The sequence below is a fragment of the Actinoplanes sp. NPDC019969 genome (assembly GCF_055562375.1).
On the sequence record NZ_JBVHFK010000001.1, the window covers coordinates 1,152,915 to 1,179,272 of the forward strand.

Annotated in this window: 22 protein-coding genes; 12 read left to right on the forward strand and 10 right to left on the reverse strand. The window is 71.1% G+C overall.

The annotated features are described in order from the left end of the window. Positions 1 to 21 precede the first annotated feature (21 nt). The 4 genes from ACZ3II_RS05520 to ACZ3II_RS05535 all read left to right on the forward strand — a co-directional run bounded on the left by ACZ3II_RS05520 (position 22) and on the right by ACZ3II_RS05535 (position 3,949). Positions 22 to 609 carry an LppU/SCO3897 family protein gene (locus ACZ3II_RS05520; RefSeq protein ID WP_465516377.1) on the forward strand — a complete coding sequence of 196 codons (588 nt, stop codon included), beginning with the start codon at positions 22 to 24 and terminating at the stop codon, positions 607 to 609. A 90-nt stretch (positions 610 to 699) separates the two neighbouring features. Further along, positions 700 to 1,905, forward strand: a complete 1,206-nt coding sequence (locus ACZ3II_RS05525; protein WP_465516378.1) for an AAA family ATPase — start codon at positions 700 to 702, stop codon at positions 1,903 to 1,905. A gap of 28 nt (positions 1,906 to 1,933) precedes the next feature. Next, entirely contained in the window at positions 1,934 to 2,443 is a 510-nt protein-coding gene (locus tag ACZ3II_RS05530) for a DoxX family membrane protein (protein ID WP_465516379.1), read from the forward strand. Between the two features lie 180 nt (positions 2,444 to 2,623). Beyond that, positions 2,624 to 3,949, forward strand: coding sequence for a glycosyltransferase family 87 protein (locus tag ACZ3II_RS05535; RefSeq protein ID WP_465516380.1), 1,326 nt, complete (start codon positions 2,624 to 2,626; stop codon positions 3,947 to 3,949). A 636-nt stretch (positions 3,950 to 4,585) separates the two neighbouring features. On the opposite strand, the gene ACZ3II_RS05540 is transcribed toward ACZ3II_RS05535, so the two are convergent. From ACZ3II_RS05540 to moaC, 4 genes are all read right to left on the reverse strand, one after another. Then, positions 4,586 to 4,999, reverse strand: a complete 414-nt coding sequence (locus tag ACZ3II_RS05540; RefSeq protein ID WP_465516381.1) for a molybdenum cofactor biosynthesis protein MoaE — start codon at positions 4,997 to 4,999, stop codon at positions 4,586 to 4,588. A 134-nt stretch (positions 5,000 to 5,133) separates the two neighbouring features. Next, the gene (locus tag ACZ3II_RS05545) at positions 5,134 to 6,351 is read right to left on the reverse strand and encodes a molybdopterin molybdotransferase MoeA (RefSeq protein ID WP_465516382.1); all 1,218 of its coding nucleotides are present in this window, start codon (positions 6,349 to 6,351) and stop codon (positions 5,134 to 5,136) included. 16 nt (positions 6,352 to 6,367) lie between these two features. Continuing rightward, on the reverse strand, positions 6,368 to 6,868 hold the full coding sequence (locus ACZ3II_RS05550) for a MogA/MoaB family molybdenum cofactor biosynthesis protein (RefSeq protein WP_465516383.1): 501 nt from the start codon (positions 6,866 to 6,868) through the stop codon (positions 6,368 to 6,370). After that, on the reverse strand, positions 6,841 to 7,332 hold the full coding sequence (gene moaC / locus ACZ3II_RS05555) for a cyclic pyranopterin monophosphate synthase MoaC (protein ID WP_465516384.1): 492 nt from the start codon (positions 7,330 to 7,332) through the stop codon (positions 6,841 to 6,843). Before moaC ends, ACZ3II_RS05550 begins: the two co-directional genes overlap by 28 nt. Before the next feature lie 374 nt (positions 7,333 to 7,706). On the opposite strand from moaC, the gene ACZ3II_RS05560 reads away from it, so the two are divergent. From ACZ3II_RS05560 to ACZ3II_RS05580, 5 genes are all read left to right on the forward strand, one after another. Further along, positions 7,707 to 10,187: a putative bifunctional diguanylate cyclase/phosphodiesterase gene (locus ACZ3II_RS05560; RefSeq protein WP_465516622.1), complete on the forward strand. Its 2,481-nt coding sequence runs from the start codon at positions 7,707 to 7,709 to the stop codon at positions 10,185 to 10,187. Beyond that, the gene (locus ACZ3II_RS05565; protein ID WP_465516385.1) at positions 10,184 to 11,383 is read left to right on the forward strand and encodes a glycosyltransferase 87 family protein; all 1,200 of its coding nucleotides are present in this window, start codon (positions 10,184 to 10,186) and stop codon (positions 11,381 to 11,383) included. Before ACZ3II_RS05560 ends, ACZ3II_RS05565 begins: the two co-directional genes overlap by 4 nt. Position 11,384: 1 nt before the next feature. Next, a complete protein-coding gene (locus ACZ3II_RS05570; RefSeq protein ID WP_465516386.1) occupies positions 11,385 to 11,768 on the forward strand; it encodes a TFIIB-type zinc ribbon-containing protein in 384 nt (127 codons plus the stop codon). A 182-nt stretch (positions 11,769 to 11,950) separates the two neighbouring features. Further along, positions 11,951 to 12,550: a hypothetical protein gene (locus tag ACZ3II_RS05575; RefSeq protein ID WP_465516387.1), complete on the forward strand. Its 600-nt coding sequence runs from the start codon at positions 11,951 to 11,953 to the stop codon at positions 12,548 to 12,550. Between the two features lie 301 nt (positions 12,551 to 12,851). Further along, positions 12,852 to 13,190 carry a YbaB/EbfC family nucleoid-associated protein gene (locus ACZ3II_RS05580; protein WP_465516388.1) on the forward strand — a complete coding sequence of 113 codons (339 nt, stop codon included), beginning with the start codon at positions 12,852 to 12,854 and terminating at the stop codon, positions 13,188 to 13,190. Positions 13,191 to 13,423: 233 nt separating this feature from the next. On the opposite strand, the gene dnaB is transcribed toward ACZ3II_RS05580, so the two are convergent. Then, on the reverse strand, positions 13,424 to 14,878 hold the full coding sequence (dnaB, locus tag ACZ3II_RS05585) for a replicative DNA helicase (protein WP_465516389.1): 1,455 nt from the start codon (positions 14,876 to 14,878) through the stop codon (positions 13,424 to 13,426). 391 nt (positions 14,879 to 15,269) lie between these two features. Between dnaB and ACZ3II_RS05590 the strand changes: the two genes are divergently transcribed. Further along, positions 15,270 to 19,649 (forward strand): hypothetical protein, encoded by a 4,380-nt coding sequence (locus ACZ3II_RS05590; protein WP_465516390.1) that lies wholly within the window; start codon positions 15,270 to 15,272, stop codon positions 19,647 to 19,649. A gap of 99 nt (positions 19,650 to 19,748) precedes the next feature. Here ACZ3II_RS05590 and rplI read toward each other — a convergent pair whose 3' ends face one another. The 5 genes from rplI to ACZ3II_RS05615 all read right to left on the reverse strand — a co-directional run bounded on the left by rplI (position 19,749) and on the right by ACZ3II_RS05615 (position 22,769). Continuing rightward, complete coding sequence (rplI, locus tag ACZ3II_RS05595) at positions 19,749 to 20,198, reverse strand: 50S ribosomal protein L9 (RefSeq protein WP_430784795.1); 450 nt, start codon at positions 20,196 to 20,198, stop codon at positions 19,749 to 19,751. Positions 20,199 to 20,212: 14 nt separating this feature from the next. After that, positions 20,213 to 20,452: a 30S ribosomal protein S18 gene (gene rpsR / locus ACZ3II_RS05600; RefSeq protein WP_007073789.1), complete on the reverse strand. Its 240-nt coding sequence runs from the start codon at positions 20,450 to 20,452 to the stop codon at positions 20,213 to 20,215. A 40-nt stretch (positions 20,453 to 20,492) separates the two neighbouring features. Continuing rightward, the gene (locus ACZ3II_RS05605) at positions 20,493 to 21,068 is read right to left on the reverse strand and encodes a single-stranded DNA-binding protein (RefSeq protein ID WP_465516391.1); all 576 of its coding nucleotides are present in this window, start codon (positions 21,066 to 21,068) and stop codon (positions 20,493 to 20,495) included. Positions 21,069 to 21,136: 68 nt separating this feature from the next. Then, on the reverse strand, positions 21,137 to 21,427 hold the full coding sequence (rpsF, locus tag ACZ3II_RS05610; RefSeq protein ID WP_014448192.1) for a 30S ribosomal protein S6: 291 nt from the start codon (positions 21,425 to 21,427) through the stop codon (positions 21,137 to 21,139). A 295-nt stretch (positions 21,428 to 21,722) separates the two neighbouring features. Continuing rightward, positions 21,723 to 22,769, reverse strand: coding sequence for a hypothetical protein (locus ACZ3II_RS05615; protein WP_465516392.1), 1,047 nt, complete (start codon positions 22,767 to 22,769; stop codon positions 21,723 to 21,725). 176 nt (positions 22,770 to 22,945) lie between these two features. Between ACZ3II_RS05615 and ACZ3II_RS05620 the strand changes: the two genes are divergently transcribed. Then, positions 22,946 to 23,722, forward strand: coding sequence for a deoxyribonuclease IV (locus tag ACZ3II_RS05620; protein ID WP_465516393.1), 777 nt, complete (start codon positions 22,946 to 22,948; stop codon positions 23,720 to 23,722). Between the two features lie 22 nt (positions 23,723 to 23,744). Then, entirely contained in the window at positions 23,745 to 26,321 is a 2,577-nt protein-coding gene (locus ACZ3II_RS05625; protein ID WP_465516394.1) for a hypothetical protein, read from the forward strand. The last annotated feature ends 37 nt before the right edge of the window (positions 26,322 to 26,358 follow it).

Genomic DNA, 26,358 nt, shown 5'->3' on the forward strand with positions numbered 1-26,358 from the left:
CCGCTCCCGGAGGGACCCCCGATGTCGCAGAACGGGCCGTACCCTGCTCAGCCATGGCAGGACGGGAAGCCCGACGAGCCGTATTCGGAGGCTGCCGACCCCTGGCACGGGCAGGATCCGTCCTGGATCCCGCAGCAACCGCAGTACTCACCGGCCCCGCCGCCCCCGGACGCCCCGCCGCGCCGCCGGACCGGCCTGCCGATGGGTGCGCTGATGGTCGTGCTCAGTGTGCTGATCGGCGGGGGCGTCGCGACCGCCGCGTGGTTCGCGTTCGCCGGCGACGACGCGCCGGCGCCGGCCACCCCGATCGCCGCCACCACTCCGGCCGGGCACGCGCCGCGGCCGCAGACCAGTGCGGACGCCCGGTTCGCGGCGTCCGGGCAGTGCGTGCGCAACGAGGGCACGAACATCGAGCCGGAGCTGCGGATCGTGGCGTGCACGGCGCACACGTACCAGATCTTGAAGCGGATCGACGGGCGCACGACAGGGGAGAAAGACGCTGTCAGCAAGTGCGCGAAAGTACCTAACTACACCAAGTGGTACTACTACGACACTGAGTACGACGACGTCGATTTCGTCCTGTGCCTGCGCGAGTATGAGCCCGTCTAGCGGTTTCTAGCCGCTGGCCTAGACCAGCCTAGAGGGTGATATCGAGCGGACTCTAGCGTTGACGCTAGACGGCCCGATACGGTGCTACGCGTGGATCCGGTGCGCAATCCCTACGCTCCCGGCGCCGGTCAGCGCCCGCCCGAGCTGGCCGGGCGCGGCCGCGAGCTGGACGTCTTCGACGTGGTCCTGGAGCGGGTCGCCCGGGGCCGCCCGGAGCGCAGCCTGGTCCTCACCGGCCTGCGCGGCGTCGGCAAGACGGTCCTGCTGAACACGCTGCGCTCGGCGGCGATCGGCCGGCTCTGGGGCACCGGCAAGATCGAGGCCCGGCCGGACCAGTCACTGCGCCGCCCGGTCTCCGGCGCCCTGCACATGGCGATCCGCGAACTCGCCCCGCACCACCGCGATCCGGACCGGGTCGACGAGGTGCTCGGCGTGCTGAAGGCGTTCGCCCTGCGGGCCAACGACGAGAACGCGAAACTGCGGGACCGATGGGCGCCCGGCATCGACGTGCCGCCCGCCCGGGGTCGCGCCGACTCCGGGGACATCGAGATCGACCTGGTGGAGCTCTTCACCGACGCCGCGTCGCTGGCCACCGACGTGGGCACCGGGATCGCCCTGTTCATCGACGAGATGCAGGACCTCAGCGCGACCGACGTGTCGGCGCTCTGCGCGGCCTGTCACGAGCTGTCCCAGCTGGGCGCCCCGCTGATCGTCGTCGGTGCGGGCCTGCCGCACCTGCCGGCCGTGCTGTCGGCCGCCAAGTCGTACTCGGAACGGCTCTTCCGCTACGCGCGAATCGACCGGCTCGACCGGGACGCCGCCGACCTGGCGCTGGGCGTGCCCGCCGAGCGGGAGGGCGTGGAGTACGACCAGGAGGCCCTGGACCTGCTCTACGAGAAGTCCGGCGGGTATCCGTACTTCGTCCAGGCGTACGGCAAGGCCACCTGGGACCACGCGCCGCAGTCGCCGATCACCGCCGACGACGTCCGGGTGGCCGCCCCGGAGGCCGAGGGTGAGCTGGCGGTCGGCTTCTTCGGCTCCCGGTTCGAGCGGGCCACCCCGGCCGAGCGGGAGTACATGCGGGCCATGGCCGCGCTCTCCGACGACCCCGGCAACGACATGGACGCCGCGGTGCCGACGTCGGAGATCGCCATCTCCCTCGGGCGCAAGCCGGCCAGCCTCTCCCCGGCCCGCGATGCGCTGATCAAAAAAGGACTCATCTACTCGGGTGAGCGCGGCACGGTGGCGTTCACCGTCCCGCATTTCGGCCGATACCTCCGCACGCAGCCGGTGTGATCGGCCGGATCCGGGTATAACGAGGGGCATGAGGCCCGTACGCACCGCAGCCCGAGCCATGCTGGCATCGTTCTTCGTGCTCGACGGAGTCCGCACCCTGACCCGGCCGGAGGCCCGGGTCGAGGCGGCCCGCCCGCTCACCGACCGGGTGACACCGCTGCTGGAGCGGACCGACCCGCGACTGCCCACCGACCCGCTGACCCTGGTCCGAATCAAGGCGGTCACCGACGTGCTGGCCGGTCTCGCGCTCGCGACCGGCCGTTTCACCCGTCCGGCCGCCGCGGTGCTGGCCGCCGGCCTGGTGCCGCACTCGCTTGCCGACAAGGGCAACCGCGAGCACCAGTTGCGCAACCTCGGCCTGCTCGGCGGGCTGCTGCTGGCCGCTGCCGACACCGAGGGCCGGCCCGGTCTGCGCTACCGGACGTCGCACGCGGTCGATCGGAGCCAGCGGTCGGTGCGACGCGCGGTGCGTACCGCCAAGCGCGAAGCCAAGATCGCCGCAGCCTCGGCCGCCGCAGCGCGCAGATTGCCCGGATAACAACCTTCTCGCGGCCTTTGCGTTAAAGCGGTCGAGGAACCGCGCGGGTCGCTCGACGCAGCCCGAACTCGCTTCCGCCGGTCACGACCTGCCGCCGTTCCGACCGCTTCGCCGTGTCAAGCAAGCGGGCGGTTCCACCGGCAGGCCACGCCGTGCCCGGTAACGAGACGGGGGGCGCGCATGCGGTCAGCGGCGGTTGCGCTGGGCGTGCTGGTCACGCTTGCGATCATCACGGTCTCTTTTCAGCGGTACGGGCTGAGCACCCTCGCCGTCGAACACGAAGCCATCCGAGGCTGGATGGGCGGGGACGGGCTCTACGCGTACCGCGCTCCCGGCTCGCAAGCCGGTGCCGCCCTGCCACCCGCGATGGCCGTCCTCCTGGCGCCCCTCGTCCTGCTCCCGCTCCACCTCGCCGGCTGGCTGCTGGCCGTCGCCGGAATCGCCGCCCTCCTGCTCACCGCGCTGGTCGTGGCCGGCCCGATCGCCCGCCGCCACGGCCTCCGCCGCGTCCCGTTCGTGCTGGCCGTGTCCGCCCTGGCGCTACTCGCCGAACCGGTCCGCGCCGCCCTCGGCCAGGGCCGCCCCGAACTGCTGATCCTCGGCCTGCTCGCCGTCGACCTGATCGCCCTGCGCCGACGGGACGCTCGCCAGATCGAAGCCACCTGGCCTGGCCCGTTGCGCCGCGGGTGGGCGTCCGGTGCCTGGGCGGGCGCCGGGATCGGCGTCGCCACCGCCGTCAGCGTCGCCCCGGTGCTCTGCATCGTCTACCTGCTGATCACCAGACAGCGCCGGGCCGCCATCACCGCCCTGGGAACCGCAGCAGCGGTCACCGTCCTCACCCTGGCCGTGGCGCCGGCCGAGACTCTCGCCTGGTTCGGAACGACCATGTGGGAACTCGACCGTCCCGCCCCGATCAGCGACCCCGCCAACCAGTCCCTGGCCGGGATGATGGCCCGGCTCTACGACTTCCCCGCCCCGCCGGTCCTGGTGTGGCTCTCGTTCAGCATCCTGCTGGTGGCGGTGGGCCTGATCCGAGCCAGGTCGGCACACACCGCCGGCGACGAGGTCGCCGCGTTCACCCTGATCGGGTTGACCACAGCCGTGGCCGGCCCGGTGACCACGGCCCCGGAGAGCCTGTGGGCAATCCCGGCCATCCTGATCCTGGCCGACACCGGCCTGCGACGACGCCTCCGCCTCCAGCCGTCCCGGCCGCCACACCGCCCTCCCTGGCCCTTGCTGTCGCCGCGCCGCCCTCCCTGGCCCGCCCTCTCGGCGCGCCGCACTCCCTGGGCCGCGCGTCTCGCCGGAACGGGCCACCTGGCAGCTGCCGCCCTCGGATACCTGGCGCTGGTCTGCACACCCGCCTGGTCGCTCCGTTGCAACCTGCCTGCCGTCGCCCTGATCGTGCTGGTCAACACCCTCCCCTGGCGACACGGCACGCCAAGCCTGCCCGCGCCGCTGACCCGCATGAAGCGGGCCGCCATCCCCCTACCCCGAGGCGGCTGACCCCCAGCGCGAGCCGTCGCCCACACCGCTTACGCCGTGCCCATAACCGGCCTAACCGACGGCCGACGCCCTCACCGGCCCATTGGGAGCCGTCGCCCTCACCGCTTACGTCGCGCCGGTGACCGTCCTGGCCGACGGCTGACGCTCGCACCGGCCCATCGCAAGCCGTCGCCCACACCGCTCACGCCATGCCCATGACCGCCCTGACCGACGGCCGACGCCCTCACCGGCGCAGTCCCTTGTCGGTCACACCACCCGCGCTGACCAGCATCCTTCGCCGTGAACACCGCCTGCCCTTGGAGCGTGCCCTCCTTGATCGCGACGTCCGGCCCGGAGCCGCTCATCAGCCTCGGTACCGCGCCGGTCACGGCGCGGCACTGTCAGCCGTCGCGCAGGCCTGGTATCGGAGGTGTGTAAGCGGTCTGAACGACGGCTCGCGTACTGATCTTGTGCAGGTGCCGTCGGTTCGACCGCGGGCTCGCCAGGCCCCGGCGCGGTCTGCCGGCGATCTTGTTTGGCTGGTTCTCAGGGCTGTCTCAGGCCGGTTGAGACAGCCCTGAGAACCAGCCGGGGTTTACGGCCGGTGACGTGGTTGTTTCCGGGTGGACCGCTCTCGGCCGGGTCGGGACTGAGAGGTCAGGGGCAGTTGACCCATTCGTCGGTGCCGTCGAGGAAGACCTGACGCTTCCAAATCGGCAGGCGGGCCTTGGCCTCGTCGACCAGGCGGGCGCACGCGGCGAAGGCGGCGGCCCGGTGGGCGGTGCTCACCGAGGCGACCAGGGCGACGTCGCCGATCTGGAGGGTTCCGATGCGGTGGGAGACGGCTACCGCGTAGACGTCCGGGTCGGCGGCGATCTCCTCGGCCACCTCGCGCAGGATCGCGGCGGCGGTGGGGTGGCCCTCGTACTCGAGGAGGGTCACACCCCGGCCATGGTCGTGATCACGGACGACGCCCTGGAAGGAGACGACGGCACCGGCTCGCGCGTCGGCGACGGCGGCCTCGTGAGCGGCCAGGTCCAGCGGCTCGTCCAGCACCTCAGCCCTGATCACCCCGGCGGCGGGAGACAGCGCACCGTCTCCGGCACCGACAGACCCCGAAGGTACGGGAGCGGAGGATGCGGAGGCGGAGGACGCCGAAACGGCAGGCGCGGAGCCGGAGGGTGGGGTGGGAGAGGCGGGGGTGGTCACGGGCGCTCCCCGGGAGTCAGTGGAAGGGGCAGGAACGGCACCAGGTCGCCGGCGGTGGCGTGGGTGCCCGGGCGGACGACCACGAAACCGTGGGAGTTGGCCAGGCCGCGCAGCATGGCGGAGCCGACGTGGCCGGCCGGGGTCGCGGTACGGCCGGACGGGTCGAGAGCCGCGAGCGCCAGGTGTGTGAAGTCGCCGCGGCCGGGCACGTCGGTGCCGGCGACGACCGACGGCAGCGGGGGCAGGCTACGGCCGCGTAGTCCGGCGAGCAGGGGCGCCACCAGGGTGACCAGGGCGATCACCGCGGACTGCGGGTTGCCGGGCAGGCCGGCGAGGAAGCGGGGCCGGCCGTCGGGACCGGGCACCCGGGCGAGCAGCATCGGGAAGCCGGGGCGGACGGCGACGGTGTTGACGATGTACGACGCACCGAGCTCGGCCAGCGCCGGATGCAGATGGTCGACGGGCCCGTTCATCGTCCCGCCGGTGGTGCAGATCAGGTCGGCGGTGTCGAGCGCGGAGCGGATCGCGTCGAGGTGGGCGTCGAGGGTGTCCTTGACCGGGCCGGTCACGGTGCCGACGGTCGCGCCGTAACGGCGCAGCCAGCCGGGCACCTGCGGCCCGAGGGAGTCGCGCACCCGGCCGTCACCGGGCGGCCCGGAGGTGAGGAGTTCGTCGCCGAAGACCAGGAGTGCGGCGCGGGGCTCCGACCGTACGCCCAAGGTCTCGTAACCACAGGTGGCCGCCACCCCGACGACCGCCGGATCCACCGGCGTGCCGGCCGGGAAGAGCTCCTCGCCGAGGCGCGCCTCCTCGCCGGGCAGACGCCAGTCGGGGATGCTGCGGGGCTCGCCGGAGACCCGCCCGTCGGCGCCGGTGACCGAGTCCTCGATCCGGATCAGGGCGGTGGCGTGCTCCGGGACCATGGCGCCGGTGGCGATCTCGACGCAGGCGCCGTCCTCGGTGAGCGGCGGTGGGGTGCCGCCGGCCAGCACCCGGCCGACCGGACGCCACGGCGCACTGCCGCGCACCGCCCAGCCGTCGATGCTCGAGGTGGGGAAGGCGGGCAGGTCGGTGAGGGTGCGCAACGGCTCCGCGAGGGTCCGGCCGTCGGCTTCGGCCAGCGGAATCGTCTCCACACCGCCCACCGCAGCACGGCCCGCCTCATAGGCGAGGGTGCGCGCCAGTTCCCAGTCCACAGGGGTCGACTCGGTCACTGAAAAAGCCTACAGCTCAATGGTCGCCGCCCCGGATCTGGTCCACCGTGTGGGCCAGCAGGGGCCCGAGCACCGCCAGGCCGTCCTTGGCGCCGCCGGTCGAGCCGGGCAGGTTGACGATCAGGGTCTGCCCGGCGACCCCGGCCAGGCCGCGGGAGAGGGCGGCGGCCGGCACCCGGTCGCGGCTGTGGGCGCGGATCGCCTCGGCGATGCCGGGGATCTCGAAATCGAGCAGCCCACGAGTGGCCTCGGGGGTGCGGTCGGTCGGGGTGACGCCGGTGCCGCCGCTGGTCAGCACGACGTCGACACGGTCGGCGACGGCGGCGCGCAGGGCTTCGGCCACCGGGTCGCCGTCGGGGACGACGACGACCGGTTCGTCGACCTGGCAGCCGAGTTCGCGGAGCCCGGCGACGAGGCGGGGGCCGCTGGTGTCGGCGTAGACCCCGGCGGCGGCCCGGTTGGAGGCGACGATCACGCGGGCCCGGATGGTCACGGCCGGTCCTCCGGGCGTACCCAATCTCCGGTCTTGCCGCCTTCCTTGCGCAGCACCCGGATGGCTTCCAGGCTGGCCGCGGGGTCAACTGCCTTGATCATGTCGATCATCGCGAGGCCGGCCGTGGCGACGGCGGTGAGAGCCTCCATCTCGACGCCGGTGCGGTCGGCGGTCTTCGTGGTCGCGACGATCTCCACCGTGCTGCCGGTGGTCTCCAGTTCGACCGTGACCCCGTGCAGCCCGATCGGGTGACAGAGGGGGATCAGATCGGGTGTCTTCTTCGCGCCCATGATGCCGGCGAGCCGGGCGACCGCCAGGGCGTCGCCTTTCGGCAGGCCGTCGCGGCGCAGCAGGTCGATGACCTCTTCCGTGGTCTGGACGCGGCCGGCGGCGATCGCGCGGCGGTCGCTCACCGCCTTCGCCGAAACGTCGACCATGCGCGCGGCGCCGCTCTCGTCGACGTGAGTGAGCTGGGTTCCCTGGGACATACCGGGGAGCTTAGTTTGCCTCGTCGTCACAGTTCGTCCACACAGCTCAGACATGCTTCCGGAGGATCGGGAAATAGAATTCCACGAGTCGGTTCAGCGCGATTCTCATCGCATTGAGTCCCCATTCCGGAACTGTCAGTGATGAAGCGTCACGCTATTGTCGCATTCTGCGCATAGCGACAGGATCCACTGGAATCCGACACCCCACGGAACCTACCTTTGTCTCGTCAGGACGACTAGGACAAAAGGGAGGGAATGTCATGCGCCGCAACCAGGAGTGGGGCTGAAAAACTTCGGATGCGCGGACAGACGTGCATCAATTACCTTGAGCCTTGAGCGACGAGACCGTCGCGCTCGGCAACGACAAGGACCGCATGACCCGGAGTCCCGGCGACGAAAACGTGACCGATCAGCAGCTGCGGCTGCTCGTCGGTCTCGTCGTCGTTCTCGCGTCCTGTGTCACGGCCGGTTTCGCGGCGTACGCGCTGAGCCTCCCCGGTCCCCCGCCGCACCCGCTCGTCCTCGTCGGCCTGTGCGGCGCCCTGATCGTCGCCAATCGGGTGAAAGTGCTGGTCCGAGTCAAGGCCAACACTGACAGCACGACCTGGGGCGAGATCCCGGTCCTGATCGGGTTGACCCTGGTCCCGGCGCCCTGGGTGGTCTTCTGCGCCATCGTCGCGATGGCCCTGCTGCGCTGCATGAAGCCGCTCGGCCTGCAGAAATCGGTCTTCGGCGTGGCCAAGGAGGCGCTGTCGGCAGGCGCGGCGGCCGCCGTCTTCCTCGCCGTGGGCGAACCCGGATCACCCGTGACGATCATCGTCGCGCTGATCACCTTCGTGGTCGTCGACCACATCGTCTTCGCGCCGGTGCTGTCGGTCGCCACCGGCGCCGGTGTGTGGCAGGTGGCGCTGCGCAACTGGCCCAGCAAGGTCATCTGCTACCTGGGTGAGCTGGCCGCCGTGCTGCTGGTGGTCGCGGTGGTGGCAGCCGGCGCGGAACCCCTGCTCCTGCTCATCGTCCCGCTCGTTGTGCTGTGTATGCACCTGTGGCAATCCCGCAGCGTCCGGACCCGCGAGGAGCGTGAGTCCTGGCAGCGCCTGGCCAAGGCGACCGACGAGCTCAACGCCGTCGACCTGACCCGGGTCCTGCACTCGGCGGCCACCCGGGCCGCGCAGATCTTCTCCGCGGCCGAGGCCGAGATCGACCTGGCCGCCCGCACGGTTCGCGCCACCGAGTCGCAGGTCCTCGCGGACGGCCCGATCCGGCCCGCGGTCGCCGGTGCACGGCCCGCCGACGAGACCACCGTCGACCTGGTGGCGCAGGACGGCAGCGTCCGGGTCGGGGTGCTGCGCCTGCGGTTCGGCGGGACGGTCCGGCTCACCGAGGTCGAGCAGTACAAACTGCGGACCTTCGCGTCCGCGCTCTGTACGGCGATCCGGAACGCCCAGGCGTACGCCGAACTCGCCCGCATCGCCGCCGAGAACGCCCACGCCGCCGCGCACGACCCGCTGACCGGCCTGGCCAACCGGCGCCGCCTGTACGAGCAGGCCGACCAGCTGTTCCGCGCCACCACCCACGCCGGGCTGTTCGCGCTGCTGCTGATCGACCTGAACCACTTCAAGGAGGTCAACGACACGCTCGGGCACGCCGCCGGTGACGAGGTGCTGCGCCAGGTGGCGAACCGGCTGCGGGACGCCGCCGCCCCCGGTGACCTGGTCGCCCGGCTCGGTGGTGACGAGTTCGCGGTGCTGCTCACCGGCCTGCCCACCCCCGCGCTCGCCGGGCACCGGGCCACCGGCATGCTCGCCGCCCTGGACGCCGGGATCGACGTCGAAGGCATGCAACTCACCGTGGAAGCGGCCGGCGGTATCGCCCTGGCCGCCGGCACGGGCAGCGTCGAGGAGCTGATGCGCCGCGCCGACATCGCCATGTACCAGGCGAAACGCGCCGGTGAACCGACCGTCGTCTACGCGCACGCCCGGGACACCGCCGACCTGGAGCGGCTGATGCTGACCGGTGAGCTGCGCCGGGCGGTCGCCGAGCACGAGTTCACCGTCGACTTCCAGCCGATCGTCGATCTCGGCACCGGCGAGGTGGTCGCGGCCGAGGCGCTGGCCCGCTGGCACCACCCGGAGCAGGGCAATCTCAACCCGGTGCAGTTCCTCGAGACGGTGGAGCGGTCCGGTCAGCTGCCGGCGTTCGCCGACGCCGTGCTGGAGCAGTCGCTGATCGCCCGGCAGACGTGGCGGGAGGCCGGGTTCGATCTGCCGGTCGCGGTCAACGTGTCGCCGCGCAGCCTGCTCGACCCGAAGTTTCCCGGCGCGGTGCTGTCCCGCCTGGCCCGGCACGAGGTGCCTCCCGACCGGCTGGTCCTCGAACTCACCGAGACCCTCACCGTCAGTCAGCTCGACGTGGTCGAACGCACCCTCGCTGACCTTCGCGACGCCGGGGTGCGGCTGGCGATCGACGACTTCGGCACCGGTGTGTCGTCGCTGTCAGTGCTGTCCCGGATCCCCGTACACCAACTCAAGATCGCTTCCGAGTTCGTGGCCGGGGTGGAGACGTCCGCCGAGGCCGCCGCGGTCGTCCGGACAACCGTCGACCTGGCCCGCAACCTGCACCTCACGGTGGTGGCCGAGGGGGTGGAGAGCGAGCCGCAGCGGCGTGCGCTGTGGGCGCTGGGCTGCCTGGCCGGGCAGGGTCACCTGTTCGCCCGGCCGTACTCGGCCGCCCGCTTCCTCGGCGTCCTGCAACGCGGCTCCGGCGGGCGCCCGGGGATGCTCGCCGCGACCCTGCACGAGCAGGGTTCGGTGGTCCGCCTGCCGAGCCGCCGTCTGCCAGACTTGCCTGCGTGATCAAGCTGCCGGACCGCGCGGTCGACCTGCTGCTCTACTCGCTGTCCGCTGTCTTCGCCCTGGTCACCGCCCTCACCTCGACGCTGCTGCCGCACCGGGCCTGGGGTGCGATCGCCGCCGCCGGCTACCTCGCCGCCGCCCTGCTGGTCTATCTGGTCCGCCGCCGCGACGTGCTGGCCTGGGCGGCGTGGGGCGCGGTGGCCCTGCTGCCGCTGGTCGTCCAGGCGGTGCAGCGGGCCGCCGGACGGACCGACCGGGCCCAGGAGGAGGTGCTGGTCGTCGAGCACATGGGCGAGTCGCTGCTGCACACCGGCACGCCCTACCTGAGCCGTGCGGAGATCGCGGCGATCCCGCTGGACGAGCGGCTGCTCGGCTATCGGCCGTACCAGCCGGGAATGTCCCTCTTCGGCCTGCCCCGCGCCCTTGCGGGCGATCACTGGTGGACCGATGCGAGGGTCTGGTTCGCGGTGGTCACGGTGGCTGCCATCGGTGCGGCGATTTTTCTGGTACGGGATTCGCCCACCCCTGCTGTGGTACGGGCCATCCAAGCCGCCACCGTCCTCCCGGTGACCGCGCTGACCCTGGCCACCGGCGGTGACGACATCCCCGTCCTGGCCCTGTGCCTGCTCGCGCTGGCCCTGGTCGCGACCGGCCGTCCCGGCTGGGCCGGAGTCGCCGTCGGCGCGGCCGCCGCCTGCAAGCTCTTCGCCCTTCCAGTGGTCGCCGTGCTCATCGTCCACTCGATCGTGTCCGGCACGTGGCGGCGGTTGATCCCCGGCGCGCTCGGCCTGCCGCTGGTGGCCCTGCTGCCGCCGCTGCTGGTGAACGCCGACGCCCTGATCGAGAACGTGTTCCGCTTCACTCTCGGGCACGGCCTGGTGACCAGCCCGGCCCAGTCGCCCTTCCCCGGATACCTGATCTCGCAACTCGGGCCGGGCGGCCGTTATCTCGCATCCGGCCTGCTCGTGGCGGCGGCCGCGGTGATCGGGGTGCTGCTCCTGCGGCGGCCGCCGCGGACCGCCCGGTCGGTCGCCCTGTTCTGCGGATACGGGCTCCTCACGGCGATCCTGTTGATGCCGACGACACGATTCGGGTACCTGCTCTACCCGGCGGCGCTGCTGCTCTGGGCCCCCGCACTCAGCAAGGACACAGGTTCTTCCGCCCCACGGCGAGACACAGCCTTGTACCGTCATTGAAATGCATATGACCTGTCCCAAGTGCCACGGCGAGATGCGGGTCTACGAGCGCAGTGGCGTCACGATCGACCAGTGCACCGAATGCCGCGGAATCTTCCTGGACCGTGGCGAACTGGAGAAGCTATTCGCTGCCGAGGCCAACTTCAACCGGCCCCCGGCCGGCGGTCAGGTGCCGCCGCCCGTCCACGCCCCGCACCAGCAGCACCCGCAGCCGGGCTACGCCCCGCCGCCGCCCCCGCCGCCGCCGTACGGCGCTCCGGCCCCGCACGCCTACCCGCCGGCTCCCGCTCCCGCTTACGGGCACCACGGCCACTACCGGCGCCCGGCCTACGGGCACCACGGCCACTACCGGCGTAAGAGCTTCCTGCACGACCTGTTCGACTGAGTCGACGGGTTCCCCCACGCGTCGAGCCGCGCGGCCGTCCGGCCGCGTGGCCCGCTCCCACGCCCGGCAGCCCTGTCGAGGTCGCCGCACGTCTCGCCGGTGAACGCTTCCCGGCCGCCCACGCCGCCTTCCTCGGCGGTAGCTCCATCACCCCGCGGCGGACACCATGGTCCGATCTGGACGTGGTCGTCGTCCTGGACGGGCCGCCTGCTCCGTTCCGGGAGACCTCCCGTCATTCCGGCTGGCTCGTCGAGTGGTTCGTCCAGACGCCGGCCTCGCTGCGGCACTTCTGGCGGCAGGACACTGCCCGGCGGCGTACCCCGCTGCTTCGCATGGTCGCCGAAGGTGTTCCGCTGATCGACGTCGGCGGAGCCGCCGGGACCTATCAGTCCGAGGCCGCCGCCCTGCTCGCCGCCGGGCCGCCCGCGCCGTCCACCGCCGACATCGACCACCAGCGCTATCTCGTCACCGACCTGCTCGACGATCTGCGTGGATGCTCGGATCCGGTGGAACTCGCCTACCTGGCCGCCACCCTGATCCTCGCCGCGTCGGACCTGCTGCTGCTGGCCGGCAACCGATGGTCGGCGCGCGGGAAGTGGCTGCCGCGCCGGCTGGCGGAAGTGTGGCCGGAACTGCCCGCTCAACTCGCTGCGGGGCAGTGCGCGGCGGTGATCGACGGGGACCGGGAGCTGCTCGTCGCGACGGTGCTGGCCGTTCTGGACCGGACCGGGGGCCCGCTCCAGGAAGGTTTTCGGATGACGGCTGAGATTCCCACCGACTAATTCGGCCGGCAACCACGACGGCTGTCCCGTACTCAGCGTATTGCTTGCGCTTTTGTCGACGATCCACAGTGGCTGTTTCCACCTGTGCGAACACGTCGATTTTTGAATGATCGATCAGTTTTGCGACGTGGCGTCGATCACTCTCGGTAATCACAAACCGGAGTCATATCGTCACTAAAGAGCGAACTATTTCGATAAGCCTCTCTTTTCGTGTGCGTTACGAAGTTGCCGGAATACGCAACGTCGCTGATCTTGGGTATTGTCACGTCACCCCCCTGTCGCGGCGAACGGAGGAAGAACCGTGACTGAAACTGCCGATCGTGCGGCCGAACAATCTCTGCGTACCGACCTGCAAGACGTTTACGGGCGATACGAGGAGCTTCGTTCCGGTGTGGACGAACTTCAGCGGAGCATCGCAACCATGCAGGTCAGTGCCGAGTCCGAGGACGGCGCTGTCGAAGCCACTGTGGACGCGGACGGCCGCCTCGTCGACCTCCGGCTGGACCAGCAGGCCTGCCGGGAATGGAACACCGAAACCCTGGCCCGGGTGATCGTGGAAACCGTCCAGAACGCCTCAGCCGGCAAATCCCGACAGATCGAGCACCTGGTGTCGAACCACCGGCCCGACGAAGACGCCTGACACCTCCCGGCGTTCTTCCCCTGTCGTCCCCCACCATCGAACCACGCACGTGCCGGGCCGCGGCCGCTCGAAGACCCCGCGACCCGGCGCCGCTTCCCAGCCCGCGGCACCGGCCCTATGCCCTGACAGCGTCTCCCCGGCAGCTCGCGGCACCACTCTTGCCCGCCGCGCCTCCCCGGCAGCTCGCGGCGCCGCCCTTGTGTCCGCCGCGCCTCCCCGGCAGCTCGCGGAACTCAGATCGCCATGTCGACGAAGCGCGACAGGTGCAACTGCGCCGCGACCGTGATGGTGTCCGTCGGACCGTTACGGTGCTTCGCCACGATGAAGTCGGCCTCGCCCGCGCGTGGCGACTCCTTGTCGTAGTAGTCGTCGCGGTGCAGCAGGATCACCACGTCGGCGTCCTGCTCGATCGAGCCGGACTCACGCAGGTCGGACAGCTGGGGCCGCTTGTCGGTGCGCTGCTCGGGACCACGGTTCAGCTGGCTGACGCCGATCACCGGGCACTCGATCTCCTTGGCCAGCAGCTTGAGGCCACGGGACAGCTCGGAGACCTCCTGCTGACGGCTCTCCGTCTTCTTCGGCGAAGACATCAGCTGGAGATAGTCGATGACGAGCAGGCGGAGATTGTGCCGCTGCTTGAGGCGGCGCGCCTTGGCCCGGATCTCCATCAGGTTCATGTTGGGGGTGTCGTCGACGAAGATCGGCGCCTGACTGATCTCGCCCATCCGCCGCGCCAGTTTGGTCCAGTCGTCGTCGGACAGCTGGCCGGAGCGCAACGTGTGCAGCGGGACCCGGGCCTCGGCGGAGAGCAGCCGCATCACCATTTCGATCTTGCTCATTTCGAGCGAGAAGATGGCACTGGCGTGACCGTACTGAATGGCGGCATTACGGGCGAAGTCCATGCTCGCTGTCGACTTACCGAGACCGGGACGGCCGGCCACGATGATCAACTGGCCGGCGTGCAGACCGTTGAGCAGCCGGTCCAGGTCCTGGAAGCCGGTCGGAATACCGGTCATCACGCCGCCGGACGCGCCGACCGCCTCGATCTCGTCGAGGGTGGGCTGCAGCATGTCGCCCAGGGCCGCGAAATCCTCGCTGACCCGTTTCTCGGTGACGTCGTAGATGGCCTGTTGCGCCAGGTCGACGATGTCGTCGACGTCCCGGCCGCCGTTGCCGCCGGTGCCGTAGCCCAGCTGCACGATCTTGGTGCCGGCCTCGACCAGGCGGCGCAGAATGGCTCGTTCGGAGACGATCCGGGCGTAATAGGCGGCATTCGCCGCGGTGGGGACGCTTTCGATCAGCGTGTGCAGGTACGGCACACCGCCGACGCGCTGCAGGTCACCGGAATCGGCGAGCGCTGCGGCCACGGTCAGGGCATCGGCGGGCTCCCCGCGACCGTACAGCTCGAGGATGACGTCGTAGACCGTCGCGTGGATCGGCCGATAGAAGTCGTGGACCTTGAGAATCTCCACGACGTCGGCGATCGCGTCCTTGGAGAGCAGCATGCCGCCGAGGACACCCTGCTCGGCTGCCACGTCCTGCGGTGGGGCCTTGTCGAACCCGCCGCCGCCACCACCGCCGTCCTGTGGGCCCTTGCCCTTGCCGCCGCCCCCGTTGAAGGAGCCACCGCCGCCACCGGATGGGGACGGTGGCCGCGACTCGGGCCTCGCGTCGTCGGTGATCGACACCTGGACTCCCCTCCACTCGGCCATGGCCGCTCTCACGATCGAACCGCCCCGGTACAACTCCTTCGACTGATCCCGGCAGGGATTCAGTGGTTCCTTCCGATCAAAGTCCGCACGTGAGGCTGGACCACTGTACGAATCCCGCAGCCAGCAGCCCAACTGCCTCGGTGGACGAGTCTCTGGACAACCTGTGGACATCCCGGCCCGTTCCTGTGGGTAGCCCTGTGCACACCCTGTGGAAAACTTCTGGGGACAACTAACCCGAGCAGGGGTTTTGTGGTTCTGACCTGTGGAGAGCAGAAAGGTTCGCCGATCTGCGGAAATACCGTCTCGGGTGAGCAAGCCGTCGCACTGAGGCGTTGCGGTTCTGTCTCGGGCACGTCACCCTTTCCAGGTGGACCAACGGGAGTGGGACTACGGCACCCGCATGTCGCGCAGTAGGCGCGCTGCGGGGTCTTGGCCCACCCGCGAACCGGAGGTCGAGGATCCGGAACCGCGCTGGTCCGCCCTGACCGACACCGGCAGCATGGCCCCGAGCGACGAGGCACTCGCCTGGCAGCGCCGGGCCGACGACTGGGCCCAGCAGTCCGAGGTCGAGCCGTACTCCGGCGGTGGCCAGGCCATCGAGCCCGCCAACCGCTGGTCCACCGAGGTCACCTCCACCGGCCGCCCCACCTTCCCCGCCGACGGCGTCGGCTGGCGCACCGAGACCGCCGAGTGGCGGGCCACCGGGGCACGCTGGCGGCAGACCACCGAGTGGCGCTCGGCGACCGGCTCGCACGTGTGGCGTTCCACCACCGAGGCCTGGCAGGGCGACGAGGACAACCCGGCGAAGGGCGACAGGCCCGCGATCAGCGGTACGGCGTGGCCGACTCCCGAATCCGGCGACGAGTCGTCCACACCCTCGTGGCGGCAGTCCGCTGCGACGTCGCAGCCGGCGGCCTCGTGGGAGCGGTCCGAGCCCTCCTGGCAGCAGTCGGAGCCCTCGCGGCAACAGCCGGATCCCTCGCGGCAGGAGCCGGATCCCTCGCGGCAGCAGCCGGAGCCCTCGTGGCGGCAGCCGGAGCCTTCGTGGCGGCAGCCCGGGGCGGAGACGCCGTCCTGGCGCCGGGACGATCCGGACACCTCCTCGTCGTGGCGGCTGCGCACCGACGGCCCGTCCGCGACCACGCCGGTCGAGCAGACCCGATCGGGTGGCGCGTCATGGCAGCAGCCATCCCCCTCCCGTACCCCCTCTTGGCAGGAACCGCCCGCTTCGTCCGCCCTTGCCCGCCCGGAGCCGTCCACGCCTTCCTGGCAGCAGCCGTCGGCGCAGACCCCGTCCTGGCAGCAGTCCGCCGCCGGGCAGACGCCCTCGTGGCAGCAGCCGTCCGCCGCGACGCCGTCCTGGCAGCAACCGCAGCAGACCCCGGCCTGGCAGCAGTCCCCGGCACAGCCGCCGGAGCTACCGTCCCGGTCGCGTCGCCGCGCGGAGGACGCCGGGTCGTGGTCGTCCGCGGCCGGTTCGACATGGTCCGACAAAGCCACCGGCTCGACGTGGTCGGACAAAACCACCGACCCGGCGCGGTCCGACAAGCCCGCCGGATCGACATGGTCGGAGAAACCCGCCGGCAATGACACCTGGTCGGACAAATCGACCGGCTCGACGTGGTCCGAGAAACCTGCCGGCTCGACGTGGTCCGAAAAGCCCGCTGGCTCGACACGGCCGGACAAAGCCGTCGGAAACGACACCTGGTCGGACAGGTCCGCGGCCGGTGGGAACTGGTCCGGCAAGTCCGCCGGTGGCGGCGGGACGTGGACCGACCGGGCGGCGTCATCCGACCCGGGCTGGTCCGATCGGCCCACGCCCGGGGAGAACACCGGCGGACTGACCCGCTGGGAGCGCACCGACGCCCCAGGCTGGCAGCGGTCACCCGCCGAGGACGCCCGCCACCTGGTCCGGGAGGATGACCGCGCGGCCTGGCGTCGCGACGCGGGCTACACCGAACGCCCCACCCGGGCCGGTCGGCGGCGTGCGGCGGAGAGCGGCTCCGCCCCGTCGGGTGGCAGCGGCTGGTCCAGCGGCTCGGATTCCGACGACTGGGCCGGGCACACCGACACGGGCAGCATCCCCGCTTTCGGCGAACCGGATCCCCGGCCGGAAACGCCCACCTGGGCGGCCCGTTCTGAGGCCCCGTCACGCCGTGACCGACGACGGTACGCCGAGGAGACCGGCCCCGGACCTCGAGCGGACCTTTCCCGCCCGGAGCAGGCCCGCCCGGATCTCTCCCGTCCCGAGCAGGCCCGTCCGGCGGCCGGACGCCCGGATGCGGCGCGCCCGGACCAGTCCGGTCCCTTCCCCGCCCGGCAGGCTCCCGACCAGGGCAGCGGCCGCCGTCCTCGCTACAACGCCAATCCCACCAACTGGCGTGAGGACACCGCCTCGTGGGACGCGGAGCAGGACACCAGCAACTGGACCCGGGACCCGGACACCGGCCAGTGGAGCCGCGCGGAGGACGATCCCCGCGTGCTGGCCTGGCGCGCGGAAGCAGCTCGCCGTGAAGCCGGCAAGGCGCCCACGAGCGGTTCCGAGGAGAACACCGGCTGGCGCCTACGGCCGGACGACCCGATCGGCGGCGTGCCCGGTGGGCCGCTGCCGAGCAGCTCTGTCCCGGCTGGCGACGGCGGCTCCGGCTGGCCCGCGAGCGGCATGCCGTCCCCGAGCGTCCAGCCTCGCAGCGCCCCGGCCGGCGGAATGCCTCCCGGCGTCCAGCCTCGCAGTGCCCCAGCCGGCGCGATGCCTCCAGGCATCCAGCCCCGCAGCGCCCCGGCCGGAGGGATACCACCAGGCGTTCAACCCGGCAGTGCTTCTTCCGGGGGCATGTCATCGGGCATTCAGCCCCGCAGCGCGCTGCCCGGTTCGGCTGACGAGCGACAGGGCCGGCGGCGGCGAGCCGACGAGGACCCGTACGCGGCCGGTGGCCGCCGTCGGCGATCCGCCGACCCCACGCCGGGCGCCGAAAGCCCGGATGGCCTGTCGAACACGCAGAGCTGGCAGCTCCCTCCGGAGTCCCGACCCGGTCGGCAGTACCGCCGCCTCGAGATCGAGCCCGAGGAGTACCCGGCCGGCACCGACCGTCCCGGCCCGCGTCCCCCGCAGTGGCAGGACCCGTCGTCCCAGCAGCCGGTCCGTCCGCGTCCGCCGCAATGGCAGGATCCGGACGCTCCGGACATGCGCCGGCCCGGTTACCGCGACGACATGCCCGGCGACGGACCGACCTGGCAGGATCCGGCAGGTTATGGGCAGCAGCGGCCGCCTCAGCAGCCGCGCAGCGGTTTCGGCAGCGCCGCACGGGAGCTTCCGGCCGGTCCGTCGGCGCAGCAGCAGCGCCCGCCGTACGGTGGCCCGGCGCGGGAACTTCCGGCCGGTCCGTCGGCGCAGCAGCGGCCCGCCTACGGTGGCTCGGCGCGAGCCTTGCCGGCGGGTCCTTCGGCGTACGACAACGGCGTCGCCCCCACCAGCGGGCCGACATGGCAGGAGCAACAGCGCCCCGCGTACGGCGCGCCCTCCGCGGAGCCGTCCTGGCGTGGGCAGCAGCAGCGCCCCGGCGGCAGCGAGCCGTCGTGGGCGCAAGGCTCACCGCGGCCCGGCAGCGAGCCGTCCTGGATCGATCAGGAACGCCAACAGGGCTCGCAACGCCCCGGCACCGAACCGTCCTGGCTTGATCAGGAACGCCGTCAGCAGGGCTCTCAGCGGCCGGTCAGCGGCCCCGGATGGCTGGAGCAGGAACGCCAGCAGCAGGGCCCGCAGCGGCCCGCTTACGGCGGCCGGATCCCTCCGCAGCCGGCCCCCGGCGGATCACGCGGGCCGGACCTGTCCGCCCGCGCGTTGCCGGCCGGTGGTTCCGCGCCGACGTCCGGGCCGGTCTGGTCCGGCCAGCAGAAACCCGCTTACGGCGGATCCGATGACCTGTCCGCGCGCTGGCCCGACCCGCTCGGTGACCAGTCCGGCCGCCGTGGCTACGGTGACCAGGACGACCCGCCGCCGCCCGCCGGCGGTGGATTCGGCGACCGGCCGCCCCTGGCGGACTGGCTCGCTGCCGAACGCGCCGGCCGGCGCGGGGCCGACTATCGAGGTGGTGCCGGGCAGGACGGTGAGACCGACTGGCGCCGTGAGCTGTCCCGCCAGAGTGATCTCGCCGAGGGTGAGTCCCGCCGTTACGACACGTCGGACTTTCCTCCCTTTCGGCCAAGCGGATCAGCAGCGGTCGACGGGTCGTCGAATCTGGCCCTGAGCGCCACCTCGGTCATCTCCACGAAGACGGCCGCCCCGGCATCCGACGCGGCAGAGGACACCTCGTGGCCGCCGCGCCGGTCCACGGGCGCTTTCCAGGGCACCGGCTCCTACGAGCGGCGGCCGGTGTCCAATGACCTTTTCGCCGCCGCCGGACCCAGTGATCTGCTCGATCCGGGTGACGACGAGGAGGAGGAGCAGACCAGCAGCCCGCTGGCGGCGGTCGGTTACACCGTCGTCTGGTACGGCGTACCGGTCGTCCTCTTCGTCGCCGGCATGTTCGTGCTCAACAGCGGCCAGCGCACGCACGCCCTGGACACGCTGGCCGACGCGGCGCCCGAGTTCGCGATCTCGCTCGCGCTGAGCATGCTGGTCGCGTTCGTGTTGCGCTCCGCGACGACGGCATGGAAGTCGGCGAGCGTGGGTCTGGCCGCGGCGGTGGTCGGCGGCGGCCTGGCCACGGTCCTCAGCTCAGCCATCACCGGCAACAGCCTGAGCTGAGCCGGTAAACCACCGGCCAGCCGGCAGCCGCCGGCCGGCGGGCAACGAAACGGCGCGCCGGGCCGAAGCCCGACGCGCCGTCGTCGTTCAGTGCTGGTGTTACTTGGCGGCGACCACGTTCACCGGGAACGTGGCGGTCACCTCGGGGTGCAGCTTGACCTGGACGTTGTACGAGCCCGTGGTCTTGATGTGACCGGGGAGCTCGAGACGACGACGGTCGAGAGCCGGACCACCGGCGGCCTTGACCGCGTCGACGATCTCAGCCGGGGTGATCGAGCCGAACAGGCGGCCACCGTTGCCGGAGCGCGCCTTCAGCGTGACCTTGAGGCCGGACAGCTGGCCCTTGACCTCGTTGGCCTGGCCCAGGTCACGGATCTCACGAGCCTCGCGGGCCCGCTTGATGACCACGACCTGCTTCTCCGCACCCTTGGTCCACTGGATCGCGAACCCCTGCGGGAGCAGGTAGTTACGGCCGTAACCGTTCTTCACCTCGACGATGTCGCCGGGGGTGCCGAGGCCGGAAACCTCCTGCGTAAGGATGATCTTCATCTCGGGTCCCCCTCTCAGCGAGCCGTGGCCGTGTACGGCAGGAGCGCCATCTCACGGGCGTTCTTGACCGCGCGGGCGATCTGCCGCTGCTGCTGGGAGGTCACACCGGTGACGCGGCGGGCACGGATCTTGCCGCGGTCGGAGATGAACTTCCGCAGGAGAGCGGTGTCCTTGTAGTCGATGTAGGTGATCCCGTCCTTGTCGAGCGGGTTCACCTTCTTCTTCGGCTTGCGAAGCGCAGCAGCCTTAGCCATTGCTCAAACTCCTGTTAGTGATCACTGCGAGCCCGGAGGCTCAGAAGGGAGGCTCGTCATCGGAGAAGTTCCGGTTGCTGGAGGCCGGAGCAGCGCTGGACCAGGGGTCGTCGAAGTCGTTGTTGCTCCGACCACCGCCACCGCCGCTGTTGTTGCTGTTGCCGCCGCCCCCGAACTGCTGCCGGTTGCCGCCGCCACCGGAGCCGAAGCCGCCCCCGGAATTGCCGAAGCCGCCACCACCACCGCCAGAACGGGTCGCCCGCTGCACCTTCGCCGTGGCGTAGCGCAGCGACGGGCCGATCTCGTCGACCTCGAGCTCGTAGACGGTGCGCTTCTCTCCCTCTTTGGTCTCGTAAGACCTCTGCCGAAGCCGGCCCTGCACGATCACCCGAGCGCCACGCTGCAGCGACTCGTTGACGTTCTCGGCGGCCTCACGCCAGATGTTGCAGGTGAGGAAGAGTGGCTCGCCGTCCTTCCACTCGTTCGTCTGCCGGTCGAAGCTCCGCGGCGTCGAAGCGACGCGGAACGTGGCGACAGCGGCACCCGATTGGGTGAACCTGATCTCAGGATCGTTGACGAGGTTGCCAACGATCGTGATTACGGTTTCTCCAGCCATGAAACTTCTCCTCGCCGCTCAAGCTCGTTTGACGCAAAGGGTCTCAGGACCCTCTGACAAAAAACGGCTCAGCGGGTCTCGGGACGGATGACCTTGGTGCGGAGGATGGACTCGTTGAGCCGGAGCTGACGGTCCAGCTCGGCCACGGCCTCGGGCGTCGCCTGCAGGTCAACGACCGCGTAGATGCCTTCAGCCTTCTTGTTGATCTCGAACGAGAGCCGGCGACGGCCCCAGACGTCGAGCTTCTCCACCGAGCCACCCGCGGTCCTGATCACATTCAGGTACTGGTCGAGCGACGGAGCAACGGTGCGCTCCTCGAGCGAAGGGTCGAGGATCACCATGAGTTCGTAATGACGCAAGACGTTCTCACCTCCTGTGGGCTATGCGGCCACGGTCTCTCCGTGGCAGGAGGTCTTGTGTCGAACGCAGAAGAAAAACCGCGGGCGGGTAGCCCACGGCGAACACACTGCGAACCGAGCCAGCATACCCAGGTCGGGCGCTGGGCCCAAAAACGACGACCCCGTCCGTGGACGGGGTCGTCGTTTCCTTGAAGCCGCGGGGCGTCCGGCCCGATTCGTTGGGTGGGACCTGGGGAGGAACGACCACACCGATGAGGTTGGACGCGTCCGCCCCGCGGAGCTTTCAGGAGCTACCTTACGTCATATTTGCGCGAGATGCACGTTGTGACACGATTGCCCGAATCGCGGCGGTCGCCACGCCCAGCACGCAGACCACCGCGGTGAGCCCGAGCAGCCCCAGCGGGTGCCCCTCCTCGATCCGCCCGACCGCGGCGACCGGCTCCGCGGCCCCCAGCGCGGTCGGCCCGGAATCGACCGTGTCCGACACCGGGACGTCCACCATCGGGAGATCCGGCGCCGAGGAGGCGGGCAGGTCGGCGGCCGGGGTCGTGGCGCGGGTCCGGGGCGGGACGGCCGACCCGGCCGGCGAGCCGGGCAGAATCGTCTTCCGGTCGCCCGGAGGCATGCCGGCGAACGCGGGTGCGCCGATTCCCGCCGTACCCCGCAAGCTCTTGCTCTTGAGACGGATGCCGTGCGGCAACGCCTGCGCCGCGGTGGTCGCGGTCCGCGCGGCGGTGGCCGGCCGCGACTCGGCCGGGCGGCGCGCTCCGCGCCGGGAATCCTTCGATGAGGTACGGGCGGGGCGCTCCGCCGGCGCGATCGAGTCCGGCAGGGCCGAACCGGCGGAGACACGCGCCGGCGCACCCTGGCCCGCGGGTTTCGACATCAGAGCGGAAGCCCCATTCCCCAGCGGGACGGGTGTCGAGTCCGGCTGCCCGGAAGAGGCCGACGGCTCTGCCGTGACCAGCACCGGAAGGGCGCCCTCAGCACCGTGGGCACAGTCCGGCGCCAGCATCACCGCCGTGGTCCCGCGCCGGAACACCACCTCGGCCGCGCCGTCCGCCGGAATCGTCCCCCGCGGCGCGCCGGCGAGCCGCAGTTGCGCGTCGTGCCCGGTCTGGTTGACCACCCGGACGACACTGCTGGCCGGCACCGTCATCGACTCGATGCTCGGCTTGGAGCCGCAGGACAGGCCGAGCACGCCCGACCCGCCGAAACTCACCTGCCGGTCGTTCGCCTCGACCTGTTCGGCGCTCGCCGTCCCGTTCGTGAGCAGCGGAAGGCCGAAGATCAAACCGCTCAGACCCAGCGCCGCCATCCGGTATCGGAACTGCCGCGACATGCACCATCCCCCAAGTCACCGCCGGTTCCCGGACCGGCGCCCGTCAAGCCCTCGTCCGCCCACTGTCGACGTGGACGGGTCCACCGTCGTGAATGAGCCTCGCCGGGGGTAACGACGAGCGGCGGAGGCCGGTGACGCGGGGGAAATAGTCATACCGGCGTCGTAGGCTCGTCCCCATGCGCATCGGAGCCCACGTCGATCCTGCCGACCCGCTGGCCGAGGCCGCCGCCCGCGGCGCCGAGGCGGTGCAGTTCTTCCTGACCGACCCACAGAAATACAATTCGCCCAAACCGCGCGAGGACGCCGAGCGGATCCGCGCCTCCGGGCTGGATATCTACGTGCACGCGCCCTACATCGTGAACGTGGCGTCCCCCAACAACCGCATCCGCATCCCCAGCCGCAAGCTGCTGATGGCGCACGCCCGCGCCGCCGCCGAGCTGGGCGCCAAGGGCCTGATCGTGCACGGCGGCCACGTCGGCAAGGGCGCCGATCTCGCCGATGGTTTCGCCAACTGGAAAAAGGCCTTCGAGTACGCGGAGAACGACGGCGGCCTGCCCCTTCCGGTGCTGATCGAGAACACGGCCGGCGGCGACAACGCCTGCGCCCGCCGGTTCGACGACCTGGCCCGCCTGTGGGAGGCGGTCGGTGAGTTCGGGGCCGGGTTCTGCCTGGACACCTGCCATGCGTTCGCGGGCGGCGAGGATCTGGTCGGCATCGTCGACCGGGTCAAGGCGATCACCGGGCGGATCGACCTGATCCACGCCAACGATTCGAAGGGTGGATTCGACTCGGGCCAGGACCGGCACGACAACCTGGGGAATGGGAAGATCGACCCCGAGTTGGTGGTCGCCGCGATCCGGGCCTCCGGTGCTCCGGCCATTGTGGAGACCCCCGGTGGGGTTGAAGGGCAGACCGCCGACATCGCCCTACTGCGGGAGCGGGCGGGCAACTGACGCACCGCCTCCGGGGAGGGTCATGACCGAGCAGCCGCAACCGACCGCGCCTGCGGCTTCGGCGCGAGCCGGAGCGACATCCGGCGGCCCCGCACCAGCGCCGAAACCGGGCGAAACGGCCTTATCGGCGACGGCCGAGGCTGAACCTGTCGCGAGCGGGTCGAAGCCCGAGGCGGCCCGTGTGGGAACTGCCGAGAAGACGCCGGACAAGGACGAGCCGGCCGGCACGGCGGATGCGGCGAAGTCCGATGTGGCGCCCCGGCCGCGGAAGGCGCTGCCCACCGAGCGTCCGCCCGGTGCTCCGCCGGACCCGTGGACCGCCTTCGCCGCGATACCGGAGCAGCGTCCCGGACTCCTCCGGCGCGCAGTGCGGGCGGTGGGCTGGTCGCTCATCCATGAGTACGCGCTGGCGATCTATGCCGCCTGCCTGCTCACCGTCGTGATGACCTGGCCGACTCTGCGTTACCCGATGCACAGCCTGCCGCAGGACCTCGGCGATCCGGCCCGGCAGGCGTGGCAGGTCGCCTGGTCCGGCCACATCCTGATCAGCGATCCGGCCCGGCTGTGGCAGTCGAACGCGTACTTCCCGGAGAAGTTCACCTTCGCGTTCGGCGACAACCTGCTCGGTTACGCCGTCGCCGGGATGATCGGCAACGGTCCCACCGCCGCGATCCTGCGGTACAACATCCTGTTCGTCCTGGCCCACGTCCTGCTGGTGCTCGGTGCGTACGCGCTGGTCCGCCAGCTCGGCGCTCGCCGCACCGGAGCGGCGGTGGCGGCCGTCGCCTTCGCCTACGCGCCGTGGCGGCTCGCCCAGGAGGGGCATCTCGACATCATCTCGGCGGGCGGCATCCCGCTGGCGCTGGCGATGCTCGCACGCGGGCACGGCTACTCGCTCCGCTACGGCTACCGCCCCGACCGGCGCAACACCGGCTGGGTCGCGGCAGGCTGGCTGGTCGCGGTCTGGCAGCTTTCGCTGGGCTACTCCCTGGGGATCCCTTTCGCGTACGTGCTCGGCCTGCTCCTGATCTTCCTCCTCGTCACCGCGCTGTACCGGGTCGTGCGTCACGGCCTGAAGTCCCGGAAGAAGCCCGCGCTCAAGCCGGCCGCCGGAAAACCCGGCGAACCAGGAGCCGGGTCCGCTTCGAAACCAGCCGTCGATGCGCCAGCCGGACCGGCCGTCGAGCCACCCGACAAATCGGCCATCGACCTGTCCATGTACCAACGCCCCAAACCCGGCCGGCCGAGCAGGCCGGACGAGGCGGCCAAGCTGGGACAGGCAACCGGACCGGCCGAAGTAGGCAGTCCCGCCGAGGCCGCCAAGGCGAAGGAAGCGGGCACACCGGGACCGGTCGCCAAGCCGGCTGAGGCAAGCGTTCGGGGCGGGGTTCCGCGGCTTTCCGAGGTGGAACGGTCGGCCAAGGCTGAGCAAGCGGGCAAGGTCGATAAGGGCAAGGTCGGCCCGGTGGACAAGAACGACGCGGCGGGGAAGGCGCTGGCGGACACCAAGGTGGGCCCGGCGATCGATGTGCTGGAGAGCCGCAAGCCGCCCGTCCGGCGCCGGTGGACGCTGCCGACCCGGCCGGCCAAGCCGATTCCGAAGAAGAAGCCCGGTATCGCCTGGTGGGTGACCGTCACCAACATCATCGGCGCGCAGATCTTCGCGGCGGTCGGGCTGTTGATCGCGGTTCCCTACATTCGGGCCGGGGGCCCCGGATCCCGTACCGAAGAGATCCGTTTCTTCTCCCCGCCGCTGCGCAGCCTGTTGATCGGACCGGCCGAGTCCCGCATCTGGGGCGTTCCGCACGCCACCCCCCGCGCCTCCCTGGGCTGGGCCGCCGAGATGTCGCTGCTCCCCGGTTTCGTCCTGTACGCGCTGGCCCTGGCCGGCCTGTTCCTGTCGATCTGGAGGCTCCGGCACCGCCTGCTCCTGCTGGCCGGCCTGGCCGCCGCGGTGATCCTCACGCTCGGGACGAACTTCTTCGGCGGCCGCTGGACGTACCTGCCGCTCTTCGGGCATTTCCCGGCCTCGTTCGACCAGCGCATCCCCGGCCGTCTGATGCTGTGGGTGACGTTGTTCCTGGTGATCCTGGCCGCGGGTGCGGTCGACGACTTCGTCCGCCGCGCCGAGCATCTCGCGGCCCAGCGGATCCCGCCGTGGCCCGGCCCCTGGCTGCGCCTGGCCACCCTGACACCGCTGATCCTGGTCACCCTGGAGGGCTGGAACTCCACCGCGCACCCGATCGTCACCACCCAGCCGGCGGCGCTGCGTACCGTGCCGGGCCCGATGCTCGTCCTGCCGACCGCCGAGTTCACCGACCAGACCGTGCAACTGTGGTCCACGTCGAGGTTCCAGTACATCGCGAACGGCGGTGGCAACGTCGCCGCCCAGCGGCAGGCGGATCTTCGCGCCCGGGTGGCGAACTTCCCGGACGCGGCGAGCGCCGACTACCTCATCTCGATCGGTGTCACCAAGGTGCTGCTGCTGCGCGACCATGTGGCAGGCACGCCCTGGGAGACGTCGGGCGACCTGCCGGTGGACAGCATCAACATCCGGCGTGAGGACCTTCCCGACGCCGTCGTGTTCTACCTGAACTGAAAGATCCGGGTGGCCGTGGTGGCCACCCGGATCGGGA

Coding starts and splice junctions, on each gene's coding strand:
- moaC (WP_465516384.1), bottom strand. CDS start 7,332: ATGTCCCAGGGAACCCAGCTCACTCACGTCGACGAGAGCGGCGCCGCG.
- ACZ3II_RS05530 (WP_465516379.1), top strand. CDS start 1,934: ATGAGGCCCGTACGCACCGCAGCCCGAGCCATGCTGGCATCGTTCTTC.
- ACZ3II_RS05615 (WP_465516392.1), bottom strand. CDS start 22,769: ATGTCGCGGCAGTTCCGATACCGGATGGCGGCGCTGGGTCTGAGCGGT.
- ACZ3II_RS05605 (WP_465516391.1), bottom strand. CDS start 21,068: ATGGCTGGAGAAACCGTAATCACGATCGTTGGCAACCTCGTCAACGAT.
- ACZ3II_RS05570 (WP_465516386.1), top strand. CDS start 11,385: ATGCATATGACCTGTCCCAAGTGCCACGGCGAGATGCGGGTCTACGAG.
- ACZ3II_RS05520 (WP_465516377.1), top strand. CDS start 22: ATGTCGCAGAACGGGCCGTACCCTGCTCAGCCATGGCAGGACGGGAAG.
- rplI (WP_430784795.1), bottom strand. CDS start 20,198: ATGAAGATCATCCTTACGCAGGAGGTTTCCGGCCTCGGCACCCCCGGC.
- ACZ3II_RS05620 (WP_465516393.1), top strand. CDS start 22,946: ATGCGCATCGGAGCCCACGTCGATCCTGCCGACCCGCTGGCCGAGGCC.
- rpsR (WP_007073789.1), bottom strand. CDS start 20,452: ATGGCTAAGGCTGCTGCGCTTCGCAAGCCGAAGAAGAAGGTGAACCCG.
- ACZ3II_RS05535 (WP_465516380.1), top strand. CDS start 2,624: ATGCGGTCAGCGGCGGTTGCGCTGGGCGTGCTGGTCACGCTTGCGATC.
- ACZ3II_RS05625 (WP_465516394.1), top strand. CDS start 23,745: ATGACCGAGCAGCCGCAACCGACCGCGCCTGCGGCTTCGGCGCGAGCC.
- ACZ3II_RS05560 (WP_465516622.1), top strand. CDS start 7,707: ATGACCCGGAGTCCCGGCGACGAAAACGTGACCGATCAGCAGCTGCGG.